The sequence below is a fragment of the Delftia sp. WSY_7 genome, assembly GCF_043104845.1.
Lineage (GTDB): Bacteria > Pseudomonadota > Gammaproteobacteria > Burkholderiales > Burkholderiaceae_C > Comamonas > Comamonas tsuruhatensis.
This window is the reverse complement of record NZ_JBICLB010000005.1, coordinates 1-20,180: the sequence shown is the minus strand read 5'-3', so window position 1 is coordinate 20,180 and position 20,180 is coordinate 1. Positions and strand designations below refer to the sequence as shown.

The following is a 20,180-nucleotide window of genomic DNA, read 5'->3' as shown; positions in this document are numbered from 1 at the left end:
GCCGCTGCGCATCTGTTGATGCAGCGATGCATACCCCAGGCGCAAAAAAGCCGCCCGGCGCATGCGGGCGGCTGGGGCCTGGCGCAGATGCGCAAGGCTCAATTGACCATCAGGCGGAACGGCCAGACATAGGCCTGCAGCGTCACGAAGATGCCCATCAGGCAGGCCAGGGCGACGGAGTGGAAGAACACGTAGCGCAGGATGTCGCCCTCGTGGTTGAACCAGCGCGTGGCCGTGGAGGCGACGACGATGGACTGCGCATCGATCATCTTGCCCATCACGCCGCCCGAGCTGTTGGCCGCGCCCATGAGGTTGGGCGACAGGCCCAGCTGCTCGGCCGCCACCTTCTGCATGCCGCCGAACAGCACGTTCGATGCCGTGTCCGAACCCGTGAGCGCCACGCCCAGCCAGCCCATCAGCGTGCCGAAGAAGGGGTAGAACACGCCCGTGTTGGCGAAGGCCAGGCCCAGCGTGGTGTCGGTGCCCGAGTAGCGCGTCAGCGTGCCCAGCGCCAGCATCAGCACGATGGTGATGAGCGAATAACGCACCAGCCAGAGGGTGCGCACGAACTGGCTGACCAGTTGCACGGGGTTGTACTTCATGACCAGGCCGCCCACGATGGCCGACAGCAGGATGCCCGTGCCCGTGGCCGACAGCAGGTTCAGCGTGTAGATGGCGCCTTCCTTGGTGGGCTGGCGCACCACGGGCGGCACCTTCTCGACCATGTTGTGCAGGCCTTCCATGGGAAAGGCCGGTGCGAACAGGCCATTGAGCGCTGCCTTGACCGAGGGCAGGCCCCAGATGAAGACGAAGACCGTGAGGATGGCCCAGGGCGTCCAGGCGCGGATCACGTCGGCGCGCGGGTGCTGGGTCACGGCGCGGGGCGCCTGGGCCTCGCCGCCGCTGCTCTCATGGCCCTTGAGCGAGGTCGAGCGCCAGATGGTCCTGGGCTGCCATATGCGCAGGAAGCCGACCGTGCAGACCATGGAGACGATGGCCGCGATGATGTCCACCAGCTCGGGTCCGATGAAGTTGGACACTAGGTACTGCGGAATGGCGAAGGACACGCCGGTCACCAAAATGATGGGCCAGATCTCCATCATGGCCTTGCGCCCAGCAAAGGCCCAGATCAGCCAGAACGGCACCAGCACCGAGAAGAACGGCAGCTGGCGGCCGACCATGGCCGTGACCTCCATCAGGTCGTAGCCATGGACCTTGGCCAGCGTGATCACCGGCGTGCCCAGCGCGCCGAAGGCCACGGGCGCGGTATTGGCGATCAGCGACAGGCCCGAGGCGGCCAGCGGCGAAAAGCCCAGGCCGATGAGGATGGCCGCCGTCACGGCCACGGGCGTGCCGAAGCCGGCCGCGCCCTCGAAGAAGGCGCCGAAGGCGAAGGCGATCAGCAGCAGCTGGATGCGCCTGTCCTCGGTGATGCCGGCAATGGAGTCCTGCAGGATCTTGAAGCTGCCGTTCTTCTCGGTCAGCTGGTGCAGGAAGATGATGTTCAGAACGATCCAGCCGATGGGCAGCAGCCCCGTGAAGCCGCCGAACAGCGCCGCGCGCCCGGCCATGCCGGCCGGCATGTTGTAGACGAAGACCGCGATCACCAGCGCGGCAACCAGCCCGGCGCCGGCCGCCAGATGGGCCTTCATGTGCAAAAAGCCCAGTCCCACCAGCATGACCACGACCGGAATGGCCGCAAGCAGTGTGGACAGCCACATGTTGGAAAGAGGGTCGTAGACCTGTTGCCAAACCATAGGAGCTTCTCCTGAAGAGTTTTTAGGATGTTGTGCGGGGCGGATCGTTACTCCCATGGCGGTTTGGCGCACTAGCGTTAGCCCTGGGTTGGGCTGCGAGAGAGAAAATTTCAATCGGCGCACAAATCACTTCAAACCCGAACGGGTGGCCGGAGCCCGCGCACGGCACTACCATGCTCGGCAGTCCCGCGGCATGCGGGTTCCAGAAAGCCAGAAAACGTGTCCACCGACCTTTCCAAAATCACCTGCATCGAAGACCTGCGCGTCGTGGCCCAGCGCCGCGTGCCGCGCATGTTCTATGACTACGCCGATTCGGGTTCCTACACCCAGGGCACCTACCGCGCCAACGAGGACGACTTCCACCGGATCAAGCTGCGCCAGCGCGTGGCCGTGAACATGGAGGGGCGCAGCACGCGCACCACCATGATCGGCGAGCAGGTCGCCATGCCCGTGGCCATCGCGCCCACGGGCCTGACCGGCATGCAGCATGCCGACGGCGAGATCCTGGGCGCGCGCGCGGCCAAGGCCTTCGGCATTCCGTTCACGCTGTCCACCATGAGCATCTGCTCCATCGAGGACATTGCCGAACACACGGGCCGCCATCCGTTCTGGTTCCAGCTCTATGTGATGCGCGACCGCCGGTTCATGGAGCGCCTGATCGAGCGTGCCCGTGCCGCCAACTGCTCGGCCCTGGTGCTGACGCTGGACCTGCAGATCCTGGGCCAGCGCCACAAGGACATCAAGAACGGCCTGTCCACGCCACCGAAGCCCACGCTGCGCAACCTGGCCAACCTGGCGACCAAGCCGCACTGGTGCCTGGGCATGCTGGGCACCAAGCGCCGCACCTTCGGCAACATCGTCGGACATGTGGATGGCGTGGCCGACATGAGTTCGCTGTCGTCGTGGACCGCCAGCCAGTTCGATCCCAGCCTGAACTGGGGCGACGTGGAGCGCATCAAGAAGCTCTGGGGCGGCAAGCTCATCCTCAAGGGCATCATGGACGCCGAGGACGCGCGCCTGGCGGCCGACAGCGGCGCCGACGCGCTCGTCGTCAGCAACCACGGCGGGCGCCAGCTCGACGGCGCACCCTCGTCCATCGAGGCGCTGCCGGGCATTGCCGAGGCGGCGGGCAAGGACATCGAGGTCTGGATGGACGGCGGCATCCGCAGCGGGCAGGACGTGCTCAAGGCGCGTGCCCTGGGCGCCCGGGGCACCATGATCGGCCGCAGCTTCCTCTACGGCCTGGGTGCCTACGGCGAGCATGGCGTGACGCGCGTCCTGCAGATCATCCAGAAGGAGCTGGAGACCACCATGGCCTTCTGCGGCCACACGCAGATCGATACCGTGGACCGCAGCATCCTGCTGCCCGGAACCTATCCGGGCGCCGTGCGCTGAACCGGCAAAAGCTGCACGAGAAAAGGACCGCCTCGGCGGTCCTTTTTTCCTTTCAGGCTGCGCCTCAGGCTTGGGCAGGTACGCGCCGGTTTTCCGGCTGCGCCGCCACCAGCCGGCCCGCCGCATGCAGCACCGCCAGGATGGACGCGGTCACGATGTTGGCATGGCGCCCCGCACCGAAGCGCGTGCCCGCCACGCCGGGCAGGGCGGCCTCGACGATGGCCAGCGCCGTGGCGCCGGCGCCCTGGCCCAGGCTGCGCTCCTCGTAGTGGTCTATGCGCAGCGCCACGCCCAGGTGCTGGCCGATGGCAGCGGCCACGGCGTCGATGGGACCGCTGCCCTCGCCATGCAGCTGCATTCGAAGCCCGTCCGTCCGCACCACTTCCAGCGCAATGCCCTGGCCCTTGGCGCTGTCGAACAGATGGTGGCTGTGGTAGCGCCAGGGAAGCTGCCGGGGTGCGAGGTAGGTGGACTCGAACAGCTCCCACAGGTCTTCACTGGCCAGCTCGGCCTCGCTGGCGTCGGCCTGGCGCTGCACCACGGCGCTGAATTCCACCTGCATGCGCCGGGGCATGGTCACGCCATGGTCGCGCTGCAGCAGGAAGGCGATGCCGCCCTTGCCCGACTGGCTGTTGACGCGCACGATGCTGTCGTAGGTGCGGCCCAGGTCCTGCGGGTCGATGGGCAGGTAGGGGACGCGCCAGGGCGCATCAGGCCGTTGCGCCGCAAAGCCCTTGGCGATGGCGTCCTGGTGCGAGCCCGAGAACGCCGTGAACACCAGGTCGCCCACATAGGGGTGGCGCGGGTGGATGGGAAGGGCCGTGCATTCCTCCGCAATGCGCGCCACGGCGGCGATGTCCGAGAAGTCCAGTCCCGGCGCGATGCCCTGCGTGTACAGGTTGAGCGCCAGCGTCACCACATCGAGGTTGCCGCTGCGCTCGCCATTGCCGAACAGGCAGCCTTCCACGCGCTGGGCGCCGGCCAGCAGCGCCTGCTCGGCGCAGGCCACGCCCGTGCCCCGGTCGTTGTGCGGGTGCACGGACAGCACGATGTGCTCGCGCCGCTCCAGGCGGCGGTGCATCCACTCGATCTGGTCGGCGAAGACATTGGCCGTGCTCACCTCCACCGTGGTCGGCAGGTTGATGATCATGGGCCGCGCGGGGCCTGCATCCCAGGCGCGGATGGCCGCGTTGCACACGGCCAGCGATACCTCCAGCTCGGCCATGCAGAAGGTCTCGGGCGAGTACTGCAGAACCCATTCGGTCTCGGGGTGGGCATCGGTCAGTTCGCGCAGCAGGGCGATGTGCCGCTCCACCATGGCGATGATCTCGGGCACCTGCATGCCGAAGACGATCTCGCGCCAGGCCGGTGCCACGGCGTTGTAGAAGTGCACGATGGCGCGCCGCGCGCCGGCCACGCTGTCCACCGTGGCGCGGATCAGGTCCTCGCGCAGCTGGGTGATGACCATGGGCGTCACGTCGGCGGGGATCAGCCCTTCGTCGATCAGGTGGCGCACGATGGCGTAGTCGGTCTGCGAGGCAGAGGGAAAGCCCACTTCGATCTCCTTGAAGCCTATGCGCACCAGCTCGTGGAACAGGCGCAGCTTGCGCTCGCGGTTCATGGGCTCGAACAGGGCCTGGTTGCCGTCGCGCAGGTCGGTGGACAGCCACACGGGCGCCTGGCTCAGCTGGCGCGAAGGCCATTGGCGGTCGGGCAGGTCGACGGCGGGGAAGGGAAGGTATCTGGACGCGGGATTCTTCAGCATGCGGGCCTCGCAGGAAACGCTGGGTATGCAGCCACCGGATCGGCCGGCAGCCCCGCTCTCCTGGCTTCCCGGTGTGGGGAAGCTGCGCCAGGCCGGGATCAGGGAGAGTCGGTGCGAAATGCGGCGCCTGCGCAGGCGCCCGGACCCCGGCCATGGGCCAGGGATGGTAGGGAGGGCGAGGGCAGGCGGTGCATGGTGCGATGGCGGTGAATCACAGGGAACGGGTGCCAGTTTGCGGGCAGGGCATTTGTCTGTCTTTATAGAATTTCTCATTTTCTCCATGGATCTGGACAAACATGCGCACTGCCGCCGACCTGCCCGCCGTGCCCTGTGGCCATGCCGGCCTGCCTGAGCTGCAGGCTGCCGCGCCCTTGCCCGTCACGGGCGTGGCCGGTGACTATCCGGCCGGGATGAAAGTGCAGGAGCACTCCCACGAATGCTGCCAACTGCTCTATGCCGTTCAGGGCGTGCTGGAGGTGCGCGCGCGCAGCGGGCGCTGGGTGGTGCCGCCCACGCGCGGCGTCTGGCTGTGCTCGGGCGTGCCGCACAGCCTGCGCATGCGTGGTGCCGTGCAGGTGCGCAGCCTGTTCGTGGATGCCCAGGCGGCGCAGGGGCTGCCGGTGGCGGACTGCGTGATCGAGGTCTCGCCGCTATTGCGCGAGCTGATCAGCGAGGTCGCGCGCTGGCCGGCGGCGCCGCAGCGCGGACAGGATGAAACGAGGAACCGGCTGGTCGTCGAACTGCTGCTGCAGGAATTGCGCCAGCCGCCTGTCGTGCCATTTCACCTGCCCTGGCCGCAGGATGCGCGCATGGCGGCTGTCTGCCGCGCGCTGGCCGAAGAAGGCCAGGCCGTGGGCCAGGGCGGTGAACGGGCTGAAAACCTGGCCGCCACGGCCGCCGACTGGGCCGCACGGCTGGCCATGGGCGAGAAGACTTTCCACCGCCATTTCCTGCAGGCCACCGGCCTGAGTTTCGGCCGCTGGCGGCAGCGCGCGCGGCTGCTGTCGTCCATGCAGGCCCTGCTGGCCGGCCGGCCCATCGTGCAGGTGGCGCTGGAGGCCGGCTATGAAAGTCACAGCGCCTATTCGCTGGCCTTCAGGCGCCAGTTCGGCATGCCGCCCTCGGCCTTCGGGGCAGGGGGCGGGCAGCCGTAGCGGCACCGGTGGCGGCGGATCAGGAAGCCTTCCAGATGATGTAGTCGGCCTGGTACTGCACCACCTGCTTTTGGCCCAGCGTGGAGCTGTTGCAGGCCATGGCCGGCGCCACGCCGCCGCGCGTGGCCACGCGCTGGATATAGGTCACGCCCTGCATGGCGCCCATGCCGGTGGCAGGTTCGGCCTTGACCAGTTGCAGGGGGATGTTGCCTGCGCTGGACGGAGCCACCGCGACCTGGGTGGCCGTGACCTTGGAGCCGTCCTGGTGCGCCCAGGTGGCGGGCGGGCCGAAGTAGCGGCCGATGACGCGGCCCTGGCGGTCCGTCAGGCGGGCATCGGGGCCGACGAAGGCCCACTCCTGCTCCATCGCCTGGTCCTTCTTGGCGCGGCACTCGTAGGTGATCTGGCCGATGCCGACGGTTTCCATGGCGACCTTGTGGCCTGCGGGCACCTGCACGGCGGCCGGCAGGCCGGACTGGGAATAGCTCTTGCTCATGTCCATGGAGGAGCAGGCGCCAAGCGTCAGTGCAGCCATGGTGGCCAGGCCGAGGGGGAGGATGTAGCTCATGAGGTTCTCCAGGTCGAGGGGTTGAGGGATGTCGCCTTGGACCGCTGTCCGGGGCGCGACACACGGAATACGCAGCATGGGTGAGGTTGGATTCACCTGGGTGCAAAAAAATTTATCCGCATCCGGTTCGCAATGTGCTGCGTATTGCCCAGTGAGAGCCGGCGCAGGCCGGCAGACCGGTACCAGACCCCCTGCAGGCCACCGATATGACCCCTGCAGCCGATTGAAGGACACGACAAGCCCCCCGGGGCGGCGACGCAACAGTGCGGGCCACGGGGCCGCCCGCTCGCCCACAATGCGTGCATGGGCACCACACCAACCGACCAAGAGCTGATGGACCTTCTGGACCGCATCGCAGCGCAGGACGAGCCCGCGCTCCGCAGCCTGTACGAGGCCACCTCGTCCCGGCTGTACGGGCTTGCGCTGCGCATCCTGCGGCACAAGGACTGGGCCGAAGACGTGCTGCAGGACAGCTACCTGCACATCTGGCGCAGCGCCTCGGGCTACCGGGGCTCGCTGAGCCCGCCGCTGGCCTGGATGGGCCTGGTGGTGCGCAGCAGGGCGCTGGACTTCCTGCGCCGGCGCCGCGCCGAACGCCTGCACCTGAACGAGGAGTTCGATGAGGCGCAACTGGCGGCCCATGGCGGCGGGAGCGATGAAAGCCAGGGCCCGCTGCAACTGGCCGAGGCCAGCGAGCAGGCGGTGGCGCTGTACCAGTGCCTGGAGCGGCTGGAAGGCCGCCAGCGCGAGGTGGTCAGCCTGGCCTACCTGCGTGACCTCAGCCACGGCGAACTGGCCGGCCAGCTGCAGTTGCCGCTGGGTACGGTCAAAACCTGGATCCGGCGCGGCCTGGAGCAGTTGCGCCGCTGCCTCTCGCGCCATGCGTGATGCAGATGACATGCTCTGAGCGGCCCAAGGATTTGCCATGAATATTTCCCGACACCCCGAACTGCTGGACCGGCTGGCCGCCGCATACGCCCTGGGCACGCTGCGCGGTGCGGCACGCCGCCGCTTCGAGCAACTGGCCCGTGACCAGGCCCCGGTGCGCGCCGCCGCCCTGCTGTGGCAGGGCCGCTGGTCGGCCCTGTCCGAAATGCAGGCTCCCGTGCGCCCCGACGATGCGGTCTGGGTCCGCATCGACAACCTGCTGCAGGCCGAAAAAGCCCGCGCCGCCCAGCCGCACCGGCGGCGCGCCGTTGATGGGCAAGGCCTGGACGAACGCGCGAAATCCGGCGTGGGCCGTGCCCTGGCCTGGTGGCGCGGCGCGGCCCTGCTGGGCGCCTGCGCCACCGTGGCGGCCGTGGCCGTGGGGCTGTGGTCGCACCAGGACCTGCGCCAAAGCGGTGAGCGCCAGCTGGCCGTGCTGCGCAACCAGCTGCAGGCCGCCCAGGTCGCGCTGCAGGCAACGCCCCAGATCCAGTACGTGGCCGTGCTGGCCGACGACAAGGCCGATGCCTCCATGCTCGTGACCTTCGACCCCGGCAAGAACAGCCTGGTGCTGCAGCGCGTGGGCGACTTCCACGAGGCCGCAGACAAATCGCTGCAGCTGTGGGCCCTGCCGCCCCAGGGCGGCCCGCAATCGCTGGGCGTGCTGGGACGCGACAAGCTCGTGAAGCTGACGGCAGCGGCCGCCGAAGTCCAGGGCGTACCTGCCCTGGCCATCAGCCTGGAGCCCAAGGGCGGCGTGCCCAGCCAGACCGGGCCCACGGGACCGGTGCTGTTCAAGGGCGCGCTGATCCGGCGCGACCTGTAGCGCGCCGCGCAGGCCCGCTCGCCATTGGCGACGGCCGTGCTGCTGCACAACGCAGCCTGCTTGCCCTGGCCAGAGCAGGGCGCGCGTGCAGCGTTGGCTGGCCGGCCTCTGTTTCGCTGCCGGGCGCGGCAGCCTTCTCCAAGTGCGTGCGCCTGGTGCCCGACCGGCGGCTATGCTGGCCGGCACTCAGTCGCCCGCGCCATGCCGGCGGTGCCTTCCCTTTTTTGCCGACATGCTTTCTTCCCTCCAAGACCTGACCTGGCTGTGGGTGCCCGTGGTGCTGTTCGCCGCAGCCGCCCAGACTGTGCGCAATACGGCCCAGCGCTCGCTGACCTCCGAACTCGGCACCCTGCCGGCCACCCTGGTGCGCTTTCTCTACGGCCTGCCGTTTGCCGGCATCTACCTGCTGGCGCTGTACCTGGGAGGGGACGGGGCCTGGGCGCTGCCCCGGTTCTCCTGGGCCTACCTGGGCTGGATCGCGCTGGGCGCCTTCTTCCAGGTAGCGGCCACGGCGGCCTTGCTGCTGGCCATGAAGGAGCGCAACTTCGCCGTGGCCGTCACCCTGTCCAAGACCGAGGTGCTGCAGGTCGCCCTGTTCGCAGGCCTCTTCCTGCACGAGCTGCCCACGGCCGTGGCCCTGCTGGCCATGGCGCTGGCCACCTTGGGCGTGCTCATCCTGTCGCTGCCGCCGCGCGGCCAGATGCTGTCGCTGTCGGCCTGGGCCAGCCGCTCGGCGCTCTACGGCCTGGCCTGCGGTGCCTGCTTTGCCATCGCCACCGTGGGCTACCGGGGCGGCGCCGTGGAACTGGCGCGCCTGGGCGAGATATCTCCCTGGCTGTCGGGCGCCTGGGGCGTGCTGATTGCCCAGCTCATGCAGACCCTGGGCCTGGGCGCCTGGATTGCGCGCACCCACGCGCAGGGCCTGCGCCCCATCTTCCGCGCCTGGCGCGTGTCGCTGCTGGCCGGCGGCATGGGCGCGGCCGCCTCGCTGGCCTGGTTCACCGCCTACGCCCTGCAAGGCGCCGCGCCCGTGCGCACGCTGGGCATGGTCGAGGTGGTGTTCAGCTACATCGTCTCGCGCCGCGTGCTCAGCGAAAGCCTGAGCCGCCAGGAGAAGATCGGCATGGCTCTGATGGTGCTGGGACTGGTGCTGATCTGCCTGCAGGGATGAATGGTCCAGGGCCTGTGGGAACAAGCCCTGCAGGCTGTATGAATGCACAGTTGCCGCAATAATGGCGGCGTGCCTGAAACGACACCCACGACACCCGCAAGCCCTGCCGATGCTGCGCCTGCGCGCCGCATCGCCCACCTGGACATGGACGCCTTCTATGCCTCGGTGGAGCTGCTGCGCTATCCGCAGCTCAAGGGGCTGCCCGTGGTCATCGGCGGCGGGCGCCGCGCGCATGACGAGGCGCTGGATGCGCGCTACGCCGGGCGGCTGCACGAGATTCCGGTGGACGAGTTCTCGCGCCTCAAGGACTACGTCGGCCGGGGCGTGATCACCACGGCCACCTACCCGGCGCGCCAGTTCGGCGTGGGGTCGGCCATGGGCATGATGAAGGCCGCGCGCCTGTGCCCCCAGGCCATCATGCTGCCCGTGGACTTTGCCGAGGTGCGGCGCTTCTCGCGCATGTTCAAGGAGATCATCGTCTCCATCGCCCCGCTGATGGAGGACCGCGGCGTGGACGAGGTCTACATCGACTTCACCGACGTGCCTGGCGGCCAGCGCGAAGGCGGGCGCGTGCTGGCTCGGCTGATCCAGAAAACCATCACCGACGCCACGGGCCTGACCTGCTCCATCGGCGTGGCCCCCAACAAGCTGCTGGCCAAGATGGCCAGCGAATTCAACAAGCCCAACGGCATCTCCATCGTCCAGCCCGAGGACCTGCAGACCGTCATCTGGCCGCTGGCCTGCCGCAAGATCAATGGCATAGGCCCCAAGGCCGACGCCAAGCTGCAGGCGCTGGGCATACGGACCATCGGCGAGCTGGCCGCGCAAAGCCTGCCCCAGCTCGTGCAATGGTTTGGCCGCGCCTACGGCAACTGGCTGCATGGTGCCTCCTGGGGCCGTGACGACCGGCCCGTGGTCACGCACAGCGAGCCCGTCTCCATGAGCCGCGAGACCACCTTCGAGCGCGACCTGCATGCCGTGCGCGACCGGGCCGAACTGAGCGCCATCTTCACCGACCTGTGCGAACGCCTGGCCCAGGACCTGCAGCGCAAGGGCTACATGGGCCGCACCGTGGGCATCAAGCTGCGCTACGACGACTTCAAGACCGCCACGCGCGACCACACGCTGGAGCTGCCCATGGCCGATGCCGCCACCCTGCGCCGCGCCGCAGGCCAATGCCTCAAGCGCGTGCCCCTGGCCAAGCGGCTGCGCCTGCTGGGCGTGCGCGTGGGCAACCTCGTTCGCACGGCCGACTGGAACGCCACCGCCCACGACCCGCTGGCGCGCGAGCAACTGCTCAGGGGACCGGCCCAGCCCGCGCCGGACAGCGATCCCTTTACACCTCAACTGTTCTGAATCATCACCACAAATCTGGCGCACACGCTGTAAAACCATGCACCAGTTCCGAGCATGGGACTGGGGTTGCCGTGCTGTGAGATGATTTGGAAATGTGAATTTGTGTTTCCGTTTGATGGATTCCGGTGGCTTCAGAGCGCTTCGCCTTGCCATTTCACAAGAACAAGAGACATCCCAAAGGAGTGGTACCCATGCGCGTGAATTTGCCCGTCAGCCAGCTCAACTACGACTTTCCGGGCGATGAGCTGCTGGTATCCGTCACCAACACCAAGGGCGAGATCACCCATTGCAACCCTGCCTTCGTGCGGGTCAGCGGCTATACCTACGAGGAACTGATCGACCAGCCGCACAACCTCATCCGCCACCCGGACATGCCGGCCGCCGCCTTCAAGGACATGTGGCGCACCATCGCCCACGGCTACCCGTGGACTGCCCTGGTCAAGAACCGGCGCAAGAATGGCGACCACTATTGGGTGCGCGCCAACGTCACGCCCATCATGGAAGGCGGCAGGCCGCGCGGCTACCTGTCGGTGCGAACCAAGCCCCGGCCGGACGAGATCGAGGCCGCCGAAGCCCTCTATGCCCGCATGCGCGCCGAAGCCGATGCCGGCCAGGAAACCCTGCGACTGCGCGGCGGCGAACTGCGCCGCCTGGGCCTGGCAGGCCTGTGGGACCGCCGCAGCGACCTGGGCCTGACAGCCCGCATGGCGCTGATGCTGGGTGGCGTGGGCCTGGCCGCCATGCTGCCCGACCTGCTGGGCTGGCAGGGCGCCGCAGCCTGGGGCACGCGCCTGGCCGTCTTGCTGGCGGGTGGCAGCTTTGTGCTGTGGCGCTTCCAGCAGCGCTGCGTGGCGGGCCTGGAGCAGGCCAGCGGCTTTGCCGCCGACATTGCCAGCTGCCAGCTGGGCACCAACATGCAGCACGACTACAGCGGCCCCATGGGCGCCCTGATGCAGCGGCTGCAGCAGATCCAGATCAACCTGCGCGCCGTGGTCGGCGACGTGCGCACCGAAATGCGCGGCTTTGCCACGACGGCCCACGAGATCGCCCAGGGCAGCTTCGACCTCGCGCAGCGCACAGAATCCCAGGCCACCAGCCTGCAGCAGACGGCGGCCTCGATGGAAGAGATATCGGGCACCGTGGCGCAGACCGCCGACACGGCCCAGCTCATGGCCCATGAAAGCGACCAGAGCCGCCAGGTCGCCGGCAAGAGCGGCGCCGCCATCCAGGAAGTGGGCGCTGCCATGGAGCACATCCGCGGCTCCTCGCGCCGCATGGGCGAGATCATCGGCGTCATCGAAAGCATTGCCTTCCAGACCAACCTGCTGGCCCTGAATGCCGCCGTCGAAGCGGCACGCGCAGGCGAGCAGGGCCGCGGCTTTGCCGTCGTGGCGGGCGAAGTGCGCGCCCTGGCCCAGCGCAGCGCCTCCGCCGCCAAGGAAATCAGCGGCCTCATCAACCGCACCGTGGACGGCATCAACGACGGCAACGCCCGCATGGACGCCGCAGGCCGCACCATCGACGGCATGGTCGACGCCGTGGGCCGCGTCAGCGACCTGGTCCACCAGATCAGCATCGCCACGCGCGAACAATCCGTAGGCATCGCCCAGGTCAACGACGCCGTGGCCCAGCTGGACTCCGTCACCCAGCAAAACGCCGCCCTGGTCGAACAATCGGCCGGCGCAGCCGGTTCACTGCGCGCCAGCGCCCAGTCGCTGGAGCGGTCGCTGGAGGTGTTTACGTTGCGGTGAGGGGAAGGGCCGGCAGGATGACGCCGGCTTGGGGCAGGCCACGGTCAGGTCATGGCCTGTGGCTGCCTTGAAATGCCAGGGCAGTTCAGAAATCCCGGCTTTCAATGAAACAGAATTCGGTGCGATTGGCGCCTGAGTCGGTCTTGAGGCGAGAGTCCGCGCTCACGATATGCAGCTCGTTGCCATAAGCATGCACGTAGTTGAAATCATTGCCGGATGCCACTACACCTGATTCTGTATCTATGCTTGTATGGACTGATTGGTCTTGATGACTGATGCGGTGTACTAGGAGCTTCCTATCATTTACGCCAACCCATGCAATGTCTTTGCCCACCTCTACCATTTTCCCAAAAATGGAAGAGGTATTCTGGCGTTGATGGAGCTTTGTCCTCCATAGAAATCCAAAATTCTCCGATCGTTTTTCTACATAGAGCTGTCCGCCTATCCAGTAGCTGATGGCCAGACCTCCATCATGGAGTGCAACGCCTGTGGTTGCAGTTGAATTCAAAGGAATTTCAACCAACAGATTTCCTGTGGCACCATAGGCTCTCAGTGCCGATTTGATAGATTGCTGAGGGTTTTTCTCTGCGTAATAATTGATGATGCCGATTATGCGCCCATGGCTTTCGAAAAGCGTCGTTGTCTCCCCACGGCGGTTGCCTCGTATTTCAAGTGGTTTGCTTTTCTTCAGGTCATGGCTGAGGTGCTGTAGGGATGGCATGTCTTTTTCTGTGACTCCTCCTATAAAATAGCCTTTGGCGCTTTCGGCGATACTGCGGACAAGTGTCATTTCGCTCAATGGTCTGGTGCGAGATACCATTGACAAGTCCTTATTTAATTGCAGGATTTCCGAATCGCCTTTATGGCCCATGTTGATTAGTAATGGACGGTATTGGGCGGTTTTTGCAAGTGAAGGGAAGATGTAAAGACTGATCGGTGCATTAATTATTTCGGTGGATTCTTCTGAACCACATTTCATCTCTTGAATATATAGAGGTGAGGTGTTTTTAGATGAGTGTATTTTTAATCTTGACTTGATTAGATGCGAGCTGCCATTTGGTGAGATTAGTTGTACATACGGAGGGTGTGCTGGCTTTGTATTTGTACTGGCTAAATTTATCTTTGCGTACGCTTGATTGATGCTGGTTGCGAAATATATGATTAATAATTGAAATATTTTCATGAAATATTCCGAATGGCTTAATGAATGATTTTCTGGCGTACGGCATTTTTCGGAGTGTGTGCTTGATTATTCATGCATAGATATAACGCACAACATGAAAGAACACAGGCGCAGAGAAGACCACGGAGTCCAGGCGATCCAGCATGCCCCCATGGCCTTGAATCATCTCGCCCCAATCTTTCGCCTCCAGGCTGCGCTTGACGGCTGACAGGGCCAGACCTCCCAGAAAACCGCACAGCACGATCAATAGTGAGAGCAGTCCTGATTCAACCGGTGTGAAGGGCGTGATCCACCATAAGCCCATTCCCACCAATGCCGCGCTCAGGCCACCTCCTATCAGGCCTTCCACGGTTTTCGACGGGCTGACCTGGGGGGCGAGCAGATGCTTGCCAAAGAGCTTGCCAAACACATATTGCAGGACATCGCTCAACTGCACGACCAGCAGCAGATAAAGCAGCAGCATCAGGCTCTGGCCTTCGTAACCAGGGATCTGCAAGAGCATCAGCGCCGGAGCATGGCTCAGGCAATACACCGTGAGCATCAGGCCCCATTGGACCTTGGCACTGCGCGCCAGAAAATCCGTGGTATCGCCTGACAGTGCAGACACCGCAGGCAGCAGCAAAAAGGCATAGACAGGAATGCAGATGGAGAACAGGCCATACCAGTCCGTGCCGATCAGCCAATACTGCAACGGGATCGCTACATAAAAGCAAAGACACAAGGCAAGATGGTCTCCGTGCCGCGTCGGCGTCAGTGAGATGAACTCGCGCAGCGCAAAAAACGAGAGCATTCCGTATAGCGCCAGCGTGACTGTCTTGCCCAGCAAGAAGCTGATGACCAGAATCGCGACCATCAGCCACCAAGACCGTATGCGTGCGTTGAGGTTCTGGACCACAAGCCCGGGGCGGTAAAGCGACAAGGCCGCGCCTGTGGCGCTGGCCACGGAAAGAAGCCCCAGCAGGGAAACGAAGATCCACCAGAAGCTGTCGGGCACACGTGCGCTGGCGGCGGCCACCAACGAGGCGGGAAGGTAGTCCTGGAATGGGGTGCTCATGCCATGCTCTCCACTGCTGCGCGGGCGCGCTCCAGAAAATCCTGGCGGCTCTCGCCAGGCTGCAGTTCGACGGGTGGCCCGAACCGTGCGGTGCAGATCAGTGGCAGAGGCACCACGCTGCCTTTGGGCAGGCAGCGGCGCGCATTGTCCAGATAGACGGCAATGAACTCCACCTGAGGAAAACGTTGGGCAAGGTGGTAGAGGCCGGCCTTGAACGGCTGGGGCACGGTTTCCTGATGGCGCGTGCCCTCGGGAAAGAGGATCAGTGAATCACCATGCTCCAGGGCTTCATACAGCGGCTGCAACGGATCTTGCTCGGGTTGGGCGCGGTGGCGGTCTATCAGCACGGCATTGAAGCCGCGCAAGGCCAGCAGGCTGTGCAATCCGCGTCCCCAATAGTCGCGGGCGGCTACCGGTCGGGTACGGGCGCGCAGATGGCTTGGCAGTGCTGCCCATAGCGCCACCGTGTCCAGATGGCTGGCGTGATTGGCAAAGTAGACGCGTTGGCGCGACTGCGGGCTTGAGCCCTGCCAGCGCGGATAGGCGCCAATGAAAATCCGTGCCGAGGCGGCAAGCAGGTGCGGCAGCATCTCAGCCTCCTTTCAACAGCCTGGCAATCGCCAGGGTGCGGGCCACACAGGTCAGGAGGGCCCCGAGTGCGATGGCCCAGGCGGCAGTACCCAGAATCGGGCCAGCAACTTCGTGGCCCAGCAGGCCCAGCCCTGCGGCCAAAAGGCAGGCCGCTGTCAGCACCGCCATACGATGCTGCTTGGCCATGGGACCGCGAAAATCCTGGTCCAGGCCCAGGCTGGCGCCCGTTACCCGCACATAGGCGGTCAATGCAGCCAGCAGGGCGCCCAACCATCCCAGCCAGGACTGCCCAGCCGCAGTGCCCAGGCCCAGCAGCAGCAGCGAATCTGCTATCCGATCGGGAAACTCGTTGTAGAGCGTGCCGGTTGGGGTTTGCTTGCCCCCTTCCACGGCCACCATGCCATCCAGCAGATTGCACAGCAGACGCAATTGCACACAGGCTGCGCAGCCAAGCCACCCCATGGGCGTCGGCATCCACACCAGCATGGCAGCGCCTGCTCCTGCAAACAGAACACTGAACACAGAGATCTGGTTGGGCGTGATCGCACACCGCGCCAGCGCAGAGCTCAATGCCCGCGCCCAGCCATGCTCCCGGGCGGCGATGGGGCGACGATGCATGGTGGGTGGCTCTTCTGCGGTCTCGGGCATACCGTTGTCCGGACTGGCTCTGGCATGGTTGTTGCGCGCCTGTCTTACGGGGTTTGCATCCATCTCGTCATGGATGGGCTGGAGTTTATTTTCCTGCATATGTCCCTTGTTGAATGTCCTGAGTAATTGCTTCTGTTTAGCGCCACTTATAAGGTTCAACGGTGATTTCCACCTTGTCATCTCGAAATATGACAATCATTTTTAACTGAGTGTTCTCCCGGTCTGCTTGGACTTTTGCGATGAGCTCTGGGGTCAGAATGGGAGTCAGGTCTACGCGCTGTACGTAATGGGGATTGGCGGCCCAGAGTTTTCTATAGATTTCACGATTTTCCTTTGAATATCTTTCATTGTCTGGAGTATTTTTTGACCAAGCTAGAAACTCCTCACTATGAAGAACCCATTCTGCCTCTACAGATTTCGGCACTCCGCCTTTAATGTCTCCTGGCATGAAGCTCATATTTGCGCCACCTCCACCAGGGCCAAGATAGCCAGGTATTGGTCCTCGTTTTTCGTCAAAATCAAATCTTCTGGTTACCAGCGGGCGAGAGCCTTTATTGTAAAATTTCAGCGATAAGCCGAAGCCTGGCTTCCGATGCGCACAACCAATCAGAGAGGATGCGATTGTCGAGCAGAAATAGACTATTGCAGTGCGACGGTAAGACCATAGTTTTCTTTGAGCCATTGGGTGTACTCCTTCATGTTGATGTCTCCGGTGATTCGGGAAACTCCATCTGAATCCATTCCCGGTCTGGTTCTGTAAATGATGAATCGTTGACTTTCTTCATGACTCATGCCGCCAGGGCTAAGCTTTTTCCTGGGGATACAGTCTTTTGATCTTCCATTGTTATCTCTTGTGCAAAAGGCGCTGTCATCTGGTGGATCTGAGTAGATGTAGCTTTTATCGTGGAGAACTGGCTCTGTTACCTTTCCCCAAGCCTCATTGCCAATTTCATCCCATTTTTTCATTTTCAAACCGCTTTCCTTTGCCTTCTCAGCGATCCAGTTCAACGCCACATTAGATAAGTCTCCAGTCCCAAAGCTGCCGCCAATATCCGCATGGCTGCCTATGAATCCGAGTTGAGTTCCTCGGTTTATGCCCTCTCCTGGGAACAGGTAGCGATGCTCATTGAGTGCTACTGCGTGGAAAACATGCCGCACTTCAGAAGGAATGGCCAGTTGCCATTGATCATTGTGCAGTCCATTTGCGCCAAATTGCGCCACTGTGTCCCACAATCCCAAAAAATTTAGCTCCATGCACTCGGATTTCTCTTTCCAATGCTGTTCTTTGATGCGGGTGGCAACCCGGTTCGCAAAGTCCCGGCCCATGGCTGCACCACGGCTGAAACCCACGATATCGATGCTGACCTTTTTGCCATCTGCAAACGTATGCTCCTCCAGGAATTCATCCAGATTTTTCAGCATATGGTCCACACGCGCACGTGCGGTAGTTGCCACTTTGTAGTCATTTTTTGGTGCGATGATTTTTCCCTCCTTGTCATCGCGGCCCACTCCGTTCATGTACCATTTCTCCCCGTTTGATTTTTCGTCATACGCCAAATAAAACTTGTAGACGTTGGACAAAGTATCGCCCTCGGGCGGTGGATTGGAATTATTGGTCCCATCAAACGCAAACAGAATCAACCCCTCCGGATCCACATACCGCAGCGGATTGCCCCGCACATAGCTGTAGGGATTGGGCCCATCCGGCGTGCCCAGCGGGTCGGGTGTGAGGTATTGGCCCCGGTCCGGGTCGTAGTAGCGGTGCAGGTTGTAGTGCAGCCCGGTTTCAGCATCGTGGTACTGGCCCGGCAGGCGCAGCGGCATTTCAAAGCCGGGCTCCGATGCCTTGGACAGCACCTGCTGCCGGCCAAACGCCGTGTAGCGTGCACGCCAGATCAACTGGCCTTGCGTGTCGGTGGCCGCTTCCACGGCACCCAGGTGGTTGGTGTGCAGCCAGGCCAGGCGTTCGCCGCCGCCCACCCAACGGCCCGCGATGGTGCCCAGGTCCTGCACGATGCGCCCCAGCGTGCCGGGGCCATCCGCAGGCTTGCGGCCTTGGGGCGTGTCGATGACGGCCAGGGGCCACTGGCCCAGGTGGATGTACTGGCGCGTGATGTGGCCCTGGGCATCGAGTTCGGCGCTGAGTTGGCCGGATTCGTAGAGGTACGCCCGGCTGCCTCCTTGGGCCTTGCCGGTGTGCTTGGCAATGCGCTCGCCCCGGTGGTTGTAGCGGTAGCGGGCCAGCGAGGCGCCCTGTTCGCTGACCTGTTCCAGCCGCCCCAATGCGTCCCAGCGGTAGCTGCGCGGGCCTGCCTGCAGGGGCTGGCCGTTGGCGTTGTACTGGGTGCGTTGCGTGGTTGTGTCTTTCTGGTCCGCTGCACGCTCGGCACTCCAGCGGTGGCTGCCTGGCAGGTAGGCGATGGCCCGCGTGCCCGCCTGCAGATCGCCGGAGGCCACGTTCTGCTGGTCCAGGGTGCGCCTGCCGGCCTCGTCATAGTGGTAGCGGCTGGAGCGCAGTTCCTGGCCAGTGCGCTGGACCTGGACGATCAGGCGGTCGTGCATGTCGTAGGCATGGCTGTCCTGGTGCAAAGTCTGCGGGGCTTGGCTGTAGTGGTCCTGGCGCAGCAGCAGGTTGCCTTGGCTGTCCCACAGGTAGCGCATGTCCAGCAGGGCTTGGGGGTCGGTGGGCTGGCCCAGGGCTCCCGGCTGGTCGGGCGCCGGTTCGGCTGTCGTTTGCGCGGCAGTTGCTGCAGTGGCCTGTGCCTTGGCTTGCATGGGCTCGGCCGCATGGGCCGGGGTCAGGCCTAGCAGTTGCTCTGCAATGTCGGTGGGCCGGGCACCCAGCATCCAGTCATGGGATGTGCCAGAGGCAGTGCGTGTGTTGTTCTTGCCGGTCTGGCGGTAGACGATGCGCGCCAGCAGACCTTCGCGGCTGCGCTGATAGCGGGCCTCGATGCCGTTGCCTGCCTGCCAGCTGCGCAGTCCCACCAGGTCGCGCTCGAATCCGGTGGCAATGGTTTGCGCCGGGCTGAGCCAGCGCAGCCAGGGAGTGCGCACGCGCTGCCGCTGCAGGCCGGTGATCTGGCCATGGCCGTCGCGCAGGTAGTGCAGCCAGCTGCCGTCGGGAAGGCTGGCGGCGGAGAGTCTGCCGTGGCTGTCGTATTCGTAGTGGAGGGTGTGGTGCTGGCTGCTCTCCCCGCTTTCACCGTTTGCACCGCTTTCTTCATGGCGGGTGATGCGCTTGCGCACGCGCAGGCCCCTGTCGTTGTATTCGTAGGCCTCGCTTTGCTCGGGATGCTCCAGCGCCACCAGCCTGGGGCCCTGGTAGCGCCAGCGGGTGGTGGTGGTGCGTGGCCGCGCGCCATCTTGCGGCAGTTGCGTGATGGTTTGGCGCAGGATGCGGCCGCGCAGGTCGTATTCGTAGCGCGCCTGCTGGCCCAGGGCGTCGCGGCCCGAGACCAACCGGTCGGTGGCGTCGTAGCCGCGAATGCTCAGGCCGCTGTCGGGGCTGAGGGTGGCGACGCTGCGGCCGAAGTCGTCGTAGAACTGGCGTGCCTGCGGTGCAGTTTCAGTGCCGGCCTTGTCTGCGGCGGATGGCGGCTGCTCTGGCGCGCCGGGCTGGTAGGTCTGCACCTGGGCCATGAGGCGGCTGCCGTCATCGGCGCGGCCACCGTAGCGACCGGACTGCAGCAGGCGGCTTTCCGTGTCGTAGCGGTGCTGTGTGAAGCTGCCTCGGACATCGGCGCTCCACAGCAGGCGGCCCAGGGCGTCATGGTGCTGGCGGGTCTGGGCCGCATAGGCGGCATTGCCCGTCTTGTCCCCGTTGCCGGGCCAGCCGCCGGTGCCGGTTTCCGTGAGGTGGCCCAGCGCGTCGTAGCGCCAGCTTTGCTCTTGCAGCACGCTGGCGTCGGGGGCCAGGCTGCGCATGGCCACCAGTCGGGCCTGGGCGTCGTGGCGCAGTTCGGTGCGCCAGCCCGTTTCGTCCTCCTTGGCCGAGGGATCCCGGCTGTGCATCTGGATGATGCGCCCGGCCT

Annotated in this window: 16 protein-coding genes; 7 read left to right on the top strand and 9 right to left on the bottom strand. The window is 64.7% G+C overall.

Annotation, left to right across the window (positions count from 1 at the left end; genetic code table 11):
• Positions 1–98: 98 nt before the first annotated feature.
• On the bottom strand, positions 99–1,757 hold the full coding sequence (locus tag ACF8ME_RS01445) for an L-lactate permease (protein ID WP_016447838.1): 1,659 nt from the start codon (positions 1,755–1,757) through the stop codon (positions 99–101).
• A 219-nt stretch (positions 1,758–1,976) separates the two neighbouring features.
• Here ACF8ME_RS01445 and ACF8ME_RS01440 point away from each other — a divergent pair, with 219 nt between their 5' ends.
• Complete coding sequence (locus ACF8ME_RS01440; RefSeq protein WP_392414998.1) at positions 1,977–3,152, top strand: L-lactate dehydrogenase; 1,176 nt, start codon at positions 1,977–1,979, stop codon at positions 3,150–3,152.
• Positions 3,153–3,216: 64 nt separating this feature from the next.
• Here ACF8ME_RS01440 and ACF8ME_RS01435 read toward each other — a convergent pair whose 3' ends face one another.
• Entirely contained in the window at positions 3,217–4,917 is a 1,701-nt protein-coding gene (locus ACF8ME_RS01435) for a 2-isopropylmalate synthase (RefSeq protein WP_074921068.1), read from the bottom strand.
• 296 nt (positions 4,918–5,213) lie between these two features.
• Here ACF8ME_RS01435 and ACF8ME_RS01430 point away from each other — a divergent pair, with 296 nt between their 5' ends.
• Positions 5,214–6,071: an AraC family transcriptional regulator gene (locus ACF8ME_RS01430; protein WP_392414996.1), complete on the top strand. Its 858-nt coding sequence runs from the start codon at positions 5,214–5,216 to the stop codon at positions 6,069–6,071.
• A 19-nt stretch (positions 6,072–6,090) separates the two neighbouring features.
• Here the strand turns inward: ACF8ME_RS01430 and ACF8ME_RS01425 are convergent, their stop codons facing one another.
• The gene (locus ACF8ME_RS01425; RefSeq protein WP_016447834.1) at positions 6,091–6,639 is read right to left on the bottom strand and encodes a DUF3455 domain-containing protein; all 549 of its coding nucleotides are present in this window, start codon (positions 6,637–6,639) and stop codon (positions 6,091–6,093) included.
• 303 nt (positions 6,640–6,942) lie between these two features.
• Here ACF8ME_RS01425 and ACF8ME_RS01420 point away from each other — a divergent pair, with 303 nt between their 5' ends.
• The 5 genes from ACF8ME_RS01420 (at position 6,943) to ACF8ME_RS01400 (ending at position 12,670) form a co-directional block, all read left to right on the top strand.
• Complete coding sequence (locus tag ACF8ME_RS01420) at positions 6,943–7,527, top strand: RNA polymerase sigma factor (protein WP_016447833.1); 585 nt, start codon at positions 6,943–6,945, stop codon at positions 7,525–7,527.
• A gap of 37 nt (positions 7,528–7,564) precedes the next feature.
• Positions 7,565–8,392, top strand: coding sequence for an anti-sigma factor domain-containing protein (locus ACF8ME_RS01415; protein ID WP_016451141.1), 828 nt, complete (start codon positions 7,565–7,567; stop codon positions 8,390–8,392).
• A 232-nt stretch (positions 8,393–8,624) separates the two neighbouring features.
• Positions 8,625–9,563: a DMT family transporter gene (locus ACF8ME_RS01410; RefSeq protein WP_017404187.1), complete on the top strand. Its 939-nt coding sequence runs from the start codon at positions 8,625–8,627 to the stop codon at positions 9,561–9,563.
• 42 nt (positions 9,564–9,605) lie between these two features.
• Positions 9,606–10,919: a DNA polymerase IV gene (locus tag ACF8ME_RS01405; RefSeq protein ID WP_016447830.1), complete on the top strand. Its 1,314-nt coding sequence runs from the start codon at positions 9,606–9,608 to the stop codon at positions 10,917–10,919.
• Between the two features lie 191 nt (positions 10,920–11,110).
• Positions 11,111–12,670, top strand: coding sequence for a methyl-accepting chemotaxis protein (locus tag ACF8ME_RS01400; RefSeq protein ID WP_392414994.1), 1,560 nt, complete (start codon positions 11,111–11,113; stop codon positions 12,668–12,670).
• Positions 12,671–12,755: 85 nt separating this feature from the next.
• Here ACF8ME_RS01400 and ACF8ME_RS01395 read toward each other — a convergent pair whose 3' ends face one another.
• From ACF8ME_RS01395 to ACF8ME_RS01370, 6 genes are all read right to left on the bottom strand, one after another.
• Positions 12,756–13,853: a hypothetical protein gene (locus tag ACF8ME_RS01395; RefSeq protein ID WP_392414993.1), complete on the bottom strand. Its 1,098-nt coding sequence runs from the start codon at positions 13,851–13,853 to the stop codon at positions 12,756–12,758.
• Positions 13,854–13,923: 70 nt separating this feature from the next.
• A complete protein-coding gene (locus ACF8ME_RS01390) occupies positions 13,924–14,907 on the bottom strand; it encodes a phosphatidate cytidylyltransferase (RefSeq protein ID WP_392414991.1) in 984 nt (327 codons plus the stop codon).
• Entirely contained in the window at positions 14,904–15,497 is a 594-nt protein-coding gene (locus ACF8ME_RS01385; RefSeq protein WP_392414989.1) for a lysophospholipid acyltransferase family protein, read from the bottom strand. The genes ACF8ME_RS01390 and ACF8ME_RS01385 overlap by 4 nt, the downstream gene beginning before the upstream one ends.
• A 1-nt stretch (position 15,498) precedes the next feature.
• Positions 15,499–16,305 (bottom strand): CDP-alcohol phosphatidyltransferase family protein, encoded by an 807-nt coding sequence (locus tag ACF8ME_RS01380; RefSeq protein WP_392414987.1) that lies wholly within the window; start codon positions 16,303–16,305, stop codon positions 15,499–15,501.
• A complete protein-coding gene (locus tag ACF8ME_RS01375) occupies positions 16,283–16,828 on the bottom strand; it encodes a hypothetical protein (protein ID WP_227469494.1) in 546 nt (181 codons plus the stop codon). Before ACF8ME_RS01375 ends, ACF8ME_RS01380 begins: the two co-directional genes overlap by 23 nt.
• Positions 16,786–20,046: an RHS repeat-associated core domain-containing protein gene (locus tag ACF8ME_RS01370; RefSeq protein ID WP_280064310.1), complete on the bottom strand. Its 3,261-nt coding sequence runs from the start codon at positions 20,044–20,046 to the stop codon at positions 16,786–16,788. The genes ACF8ME_RS01375 and ACF8ME_RS01370 overlap by 43 nt, the downstream gene beginning before the upstream one ends.
• Positions 20,047–20,180 lie beyond the last annotated feature (134 nt).

Coding starts and splice junctions, on each gene's coding strand:
- ACF8ME_RS01445 (WP_016447838.1), bottom strand. CDS start 1,757: ATGGTTTGGCAACAGGTCTACGACCCTCTTTCCAACATGTGGCTGTCC.
- ACF8ME_RS01435 (WP_074921068.1), bottom strand. CDS start 4,917: ATGCTGAAGAATCCCGCGTCCAGATACCTTCCCTTCCCCGCCGTCGAC.
- ACF8ME_RS01430 (WP_392414996.1), top strand. CDS start 5,214: ATGCGCACTGCCGCCGACCTGCCCGCCGTGCCCTGTGGCCATGCCGGC.
- ACF8ME_RS01425 (WP_016447834.1), bottom strand. CDS start 6,639: ATGAGCTACATCCTCCCCCTCGGCCTGGCCACCATGGCTGCACTGACG.
- ACF8ME_RS01420 (WP_016447833.1), top strand. CDS start 6,943: ATGGGCACCACACCAACCGACCAAGAGCTGATGGACCTTCTGGACCGC.
- ACF8ME_RS01415 (WP_016451141.1), top strand. CDS start 7,565: ATGAATATTTCCCGACACCCCGAACTGCTGGACCGGCTGGCCGCCGCA.
- ACF8ME_RS01410 (WP_017404187.1), top strand. CDS start 8,625: ATGCTTTCTTCCCTCCAAGACCTGACCTGGCTGTGGGTGCCCGTGGTG.
- ACF8ME_RS01405 (WP_016447830.1), top strand. CDS start 9,606: ATGCACAGTTGCCGCAATAATGGCGGCGTGCCTGAAACGACACCCACG.
- ACF8ME_RS01400 (WP_392414994.1), top strand. CDS start 11,111: ATGCGCGTGAATTTGCCCGTCAGCCAGCTCAACTACGACTTTCCGGGC.
- ACF8ME_RS01395 (WP_392414993.1), bottom strand. CDS start 13,853: ATGAAAATATTTCAATTATTAATCATATATTTCGCAACCAGCATCAAT.
- ACF8ME_RS01390 (WP_392414991.1), bottom strand. CDS start 14,907: ATGAGCACCCCATTCCAGGACTACCTTCCCGCCTCGTTGGTGGCCGCC.
- ACF8ME_RS01385 (WP_392414989.1), bottom strand. CDS start 15,497: ATGCTGCCGCACCTGCTTGCCGCCTCGGCACGGATTTTCATTGGCGCC.
- ACF8ME_RS01375 (WP_227469494.1), bottom strand. CDS start 16,828: ATGGCTCAAAGAAAACTATGGTCTTACCGTCGCACTGCAATAGTCTAT.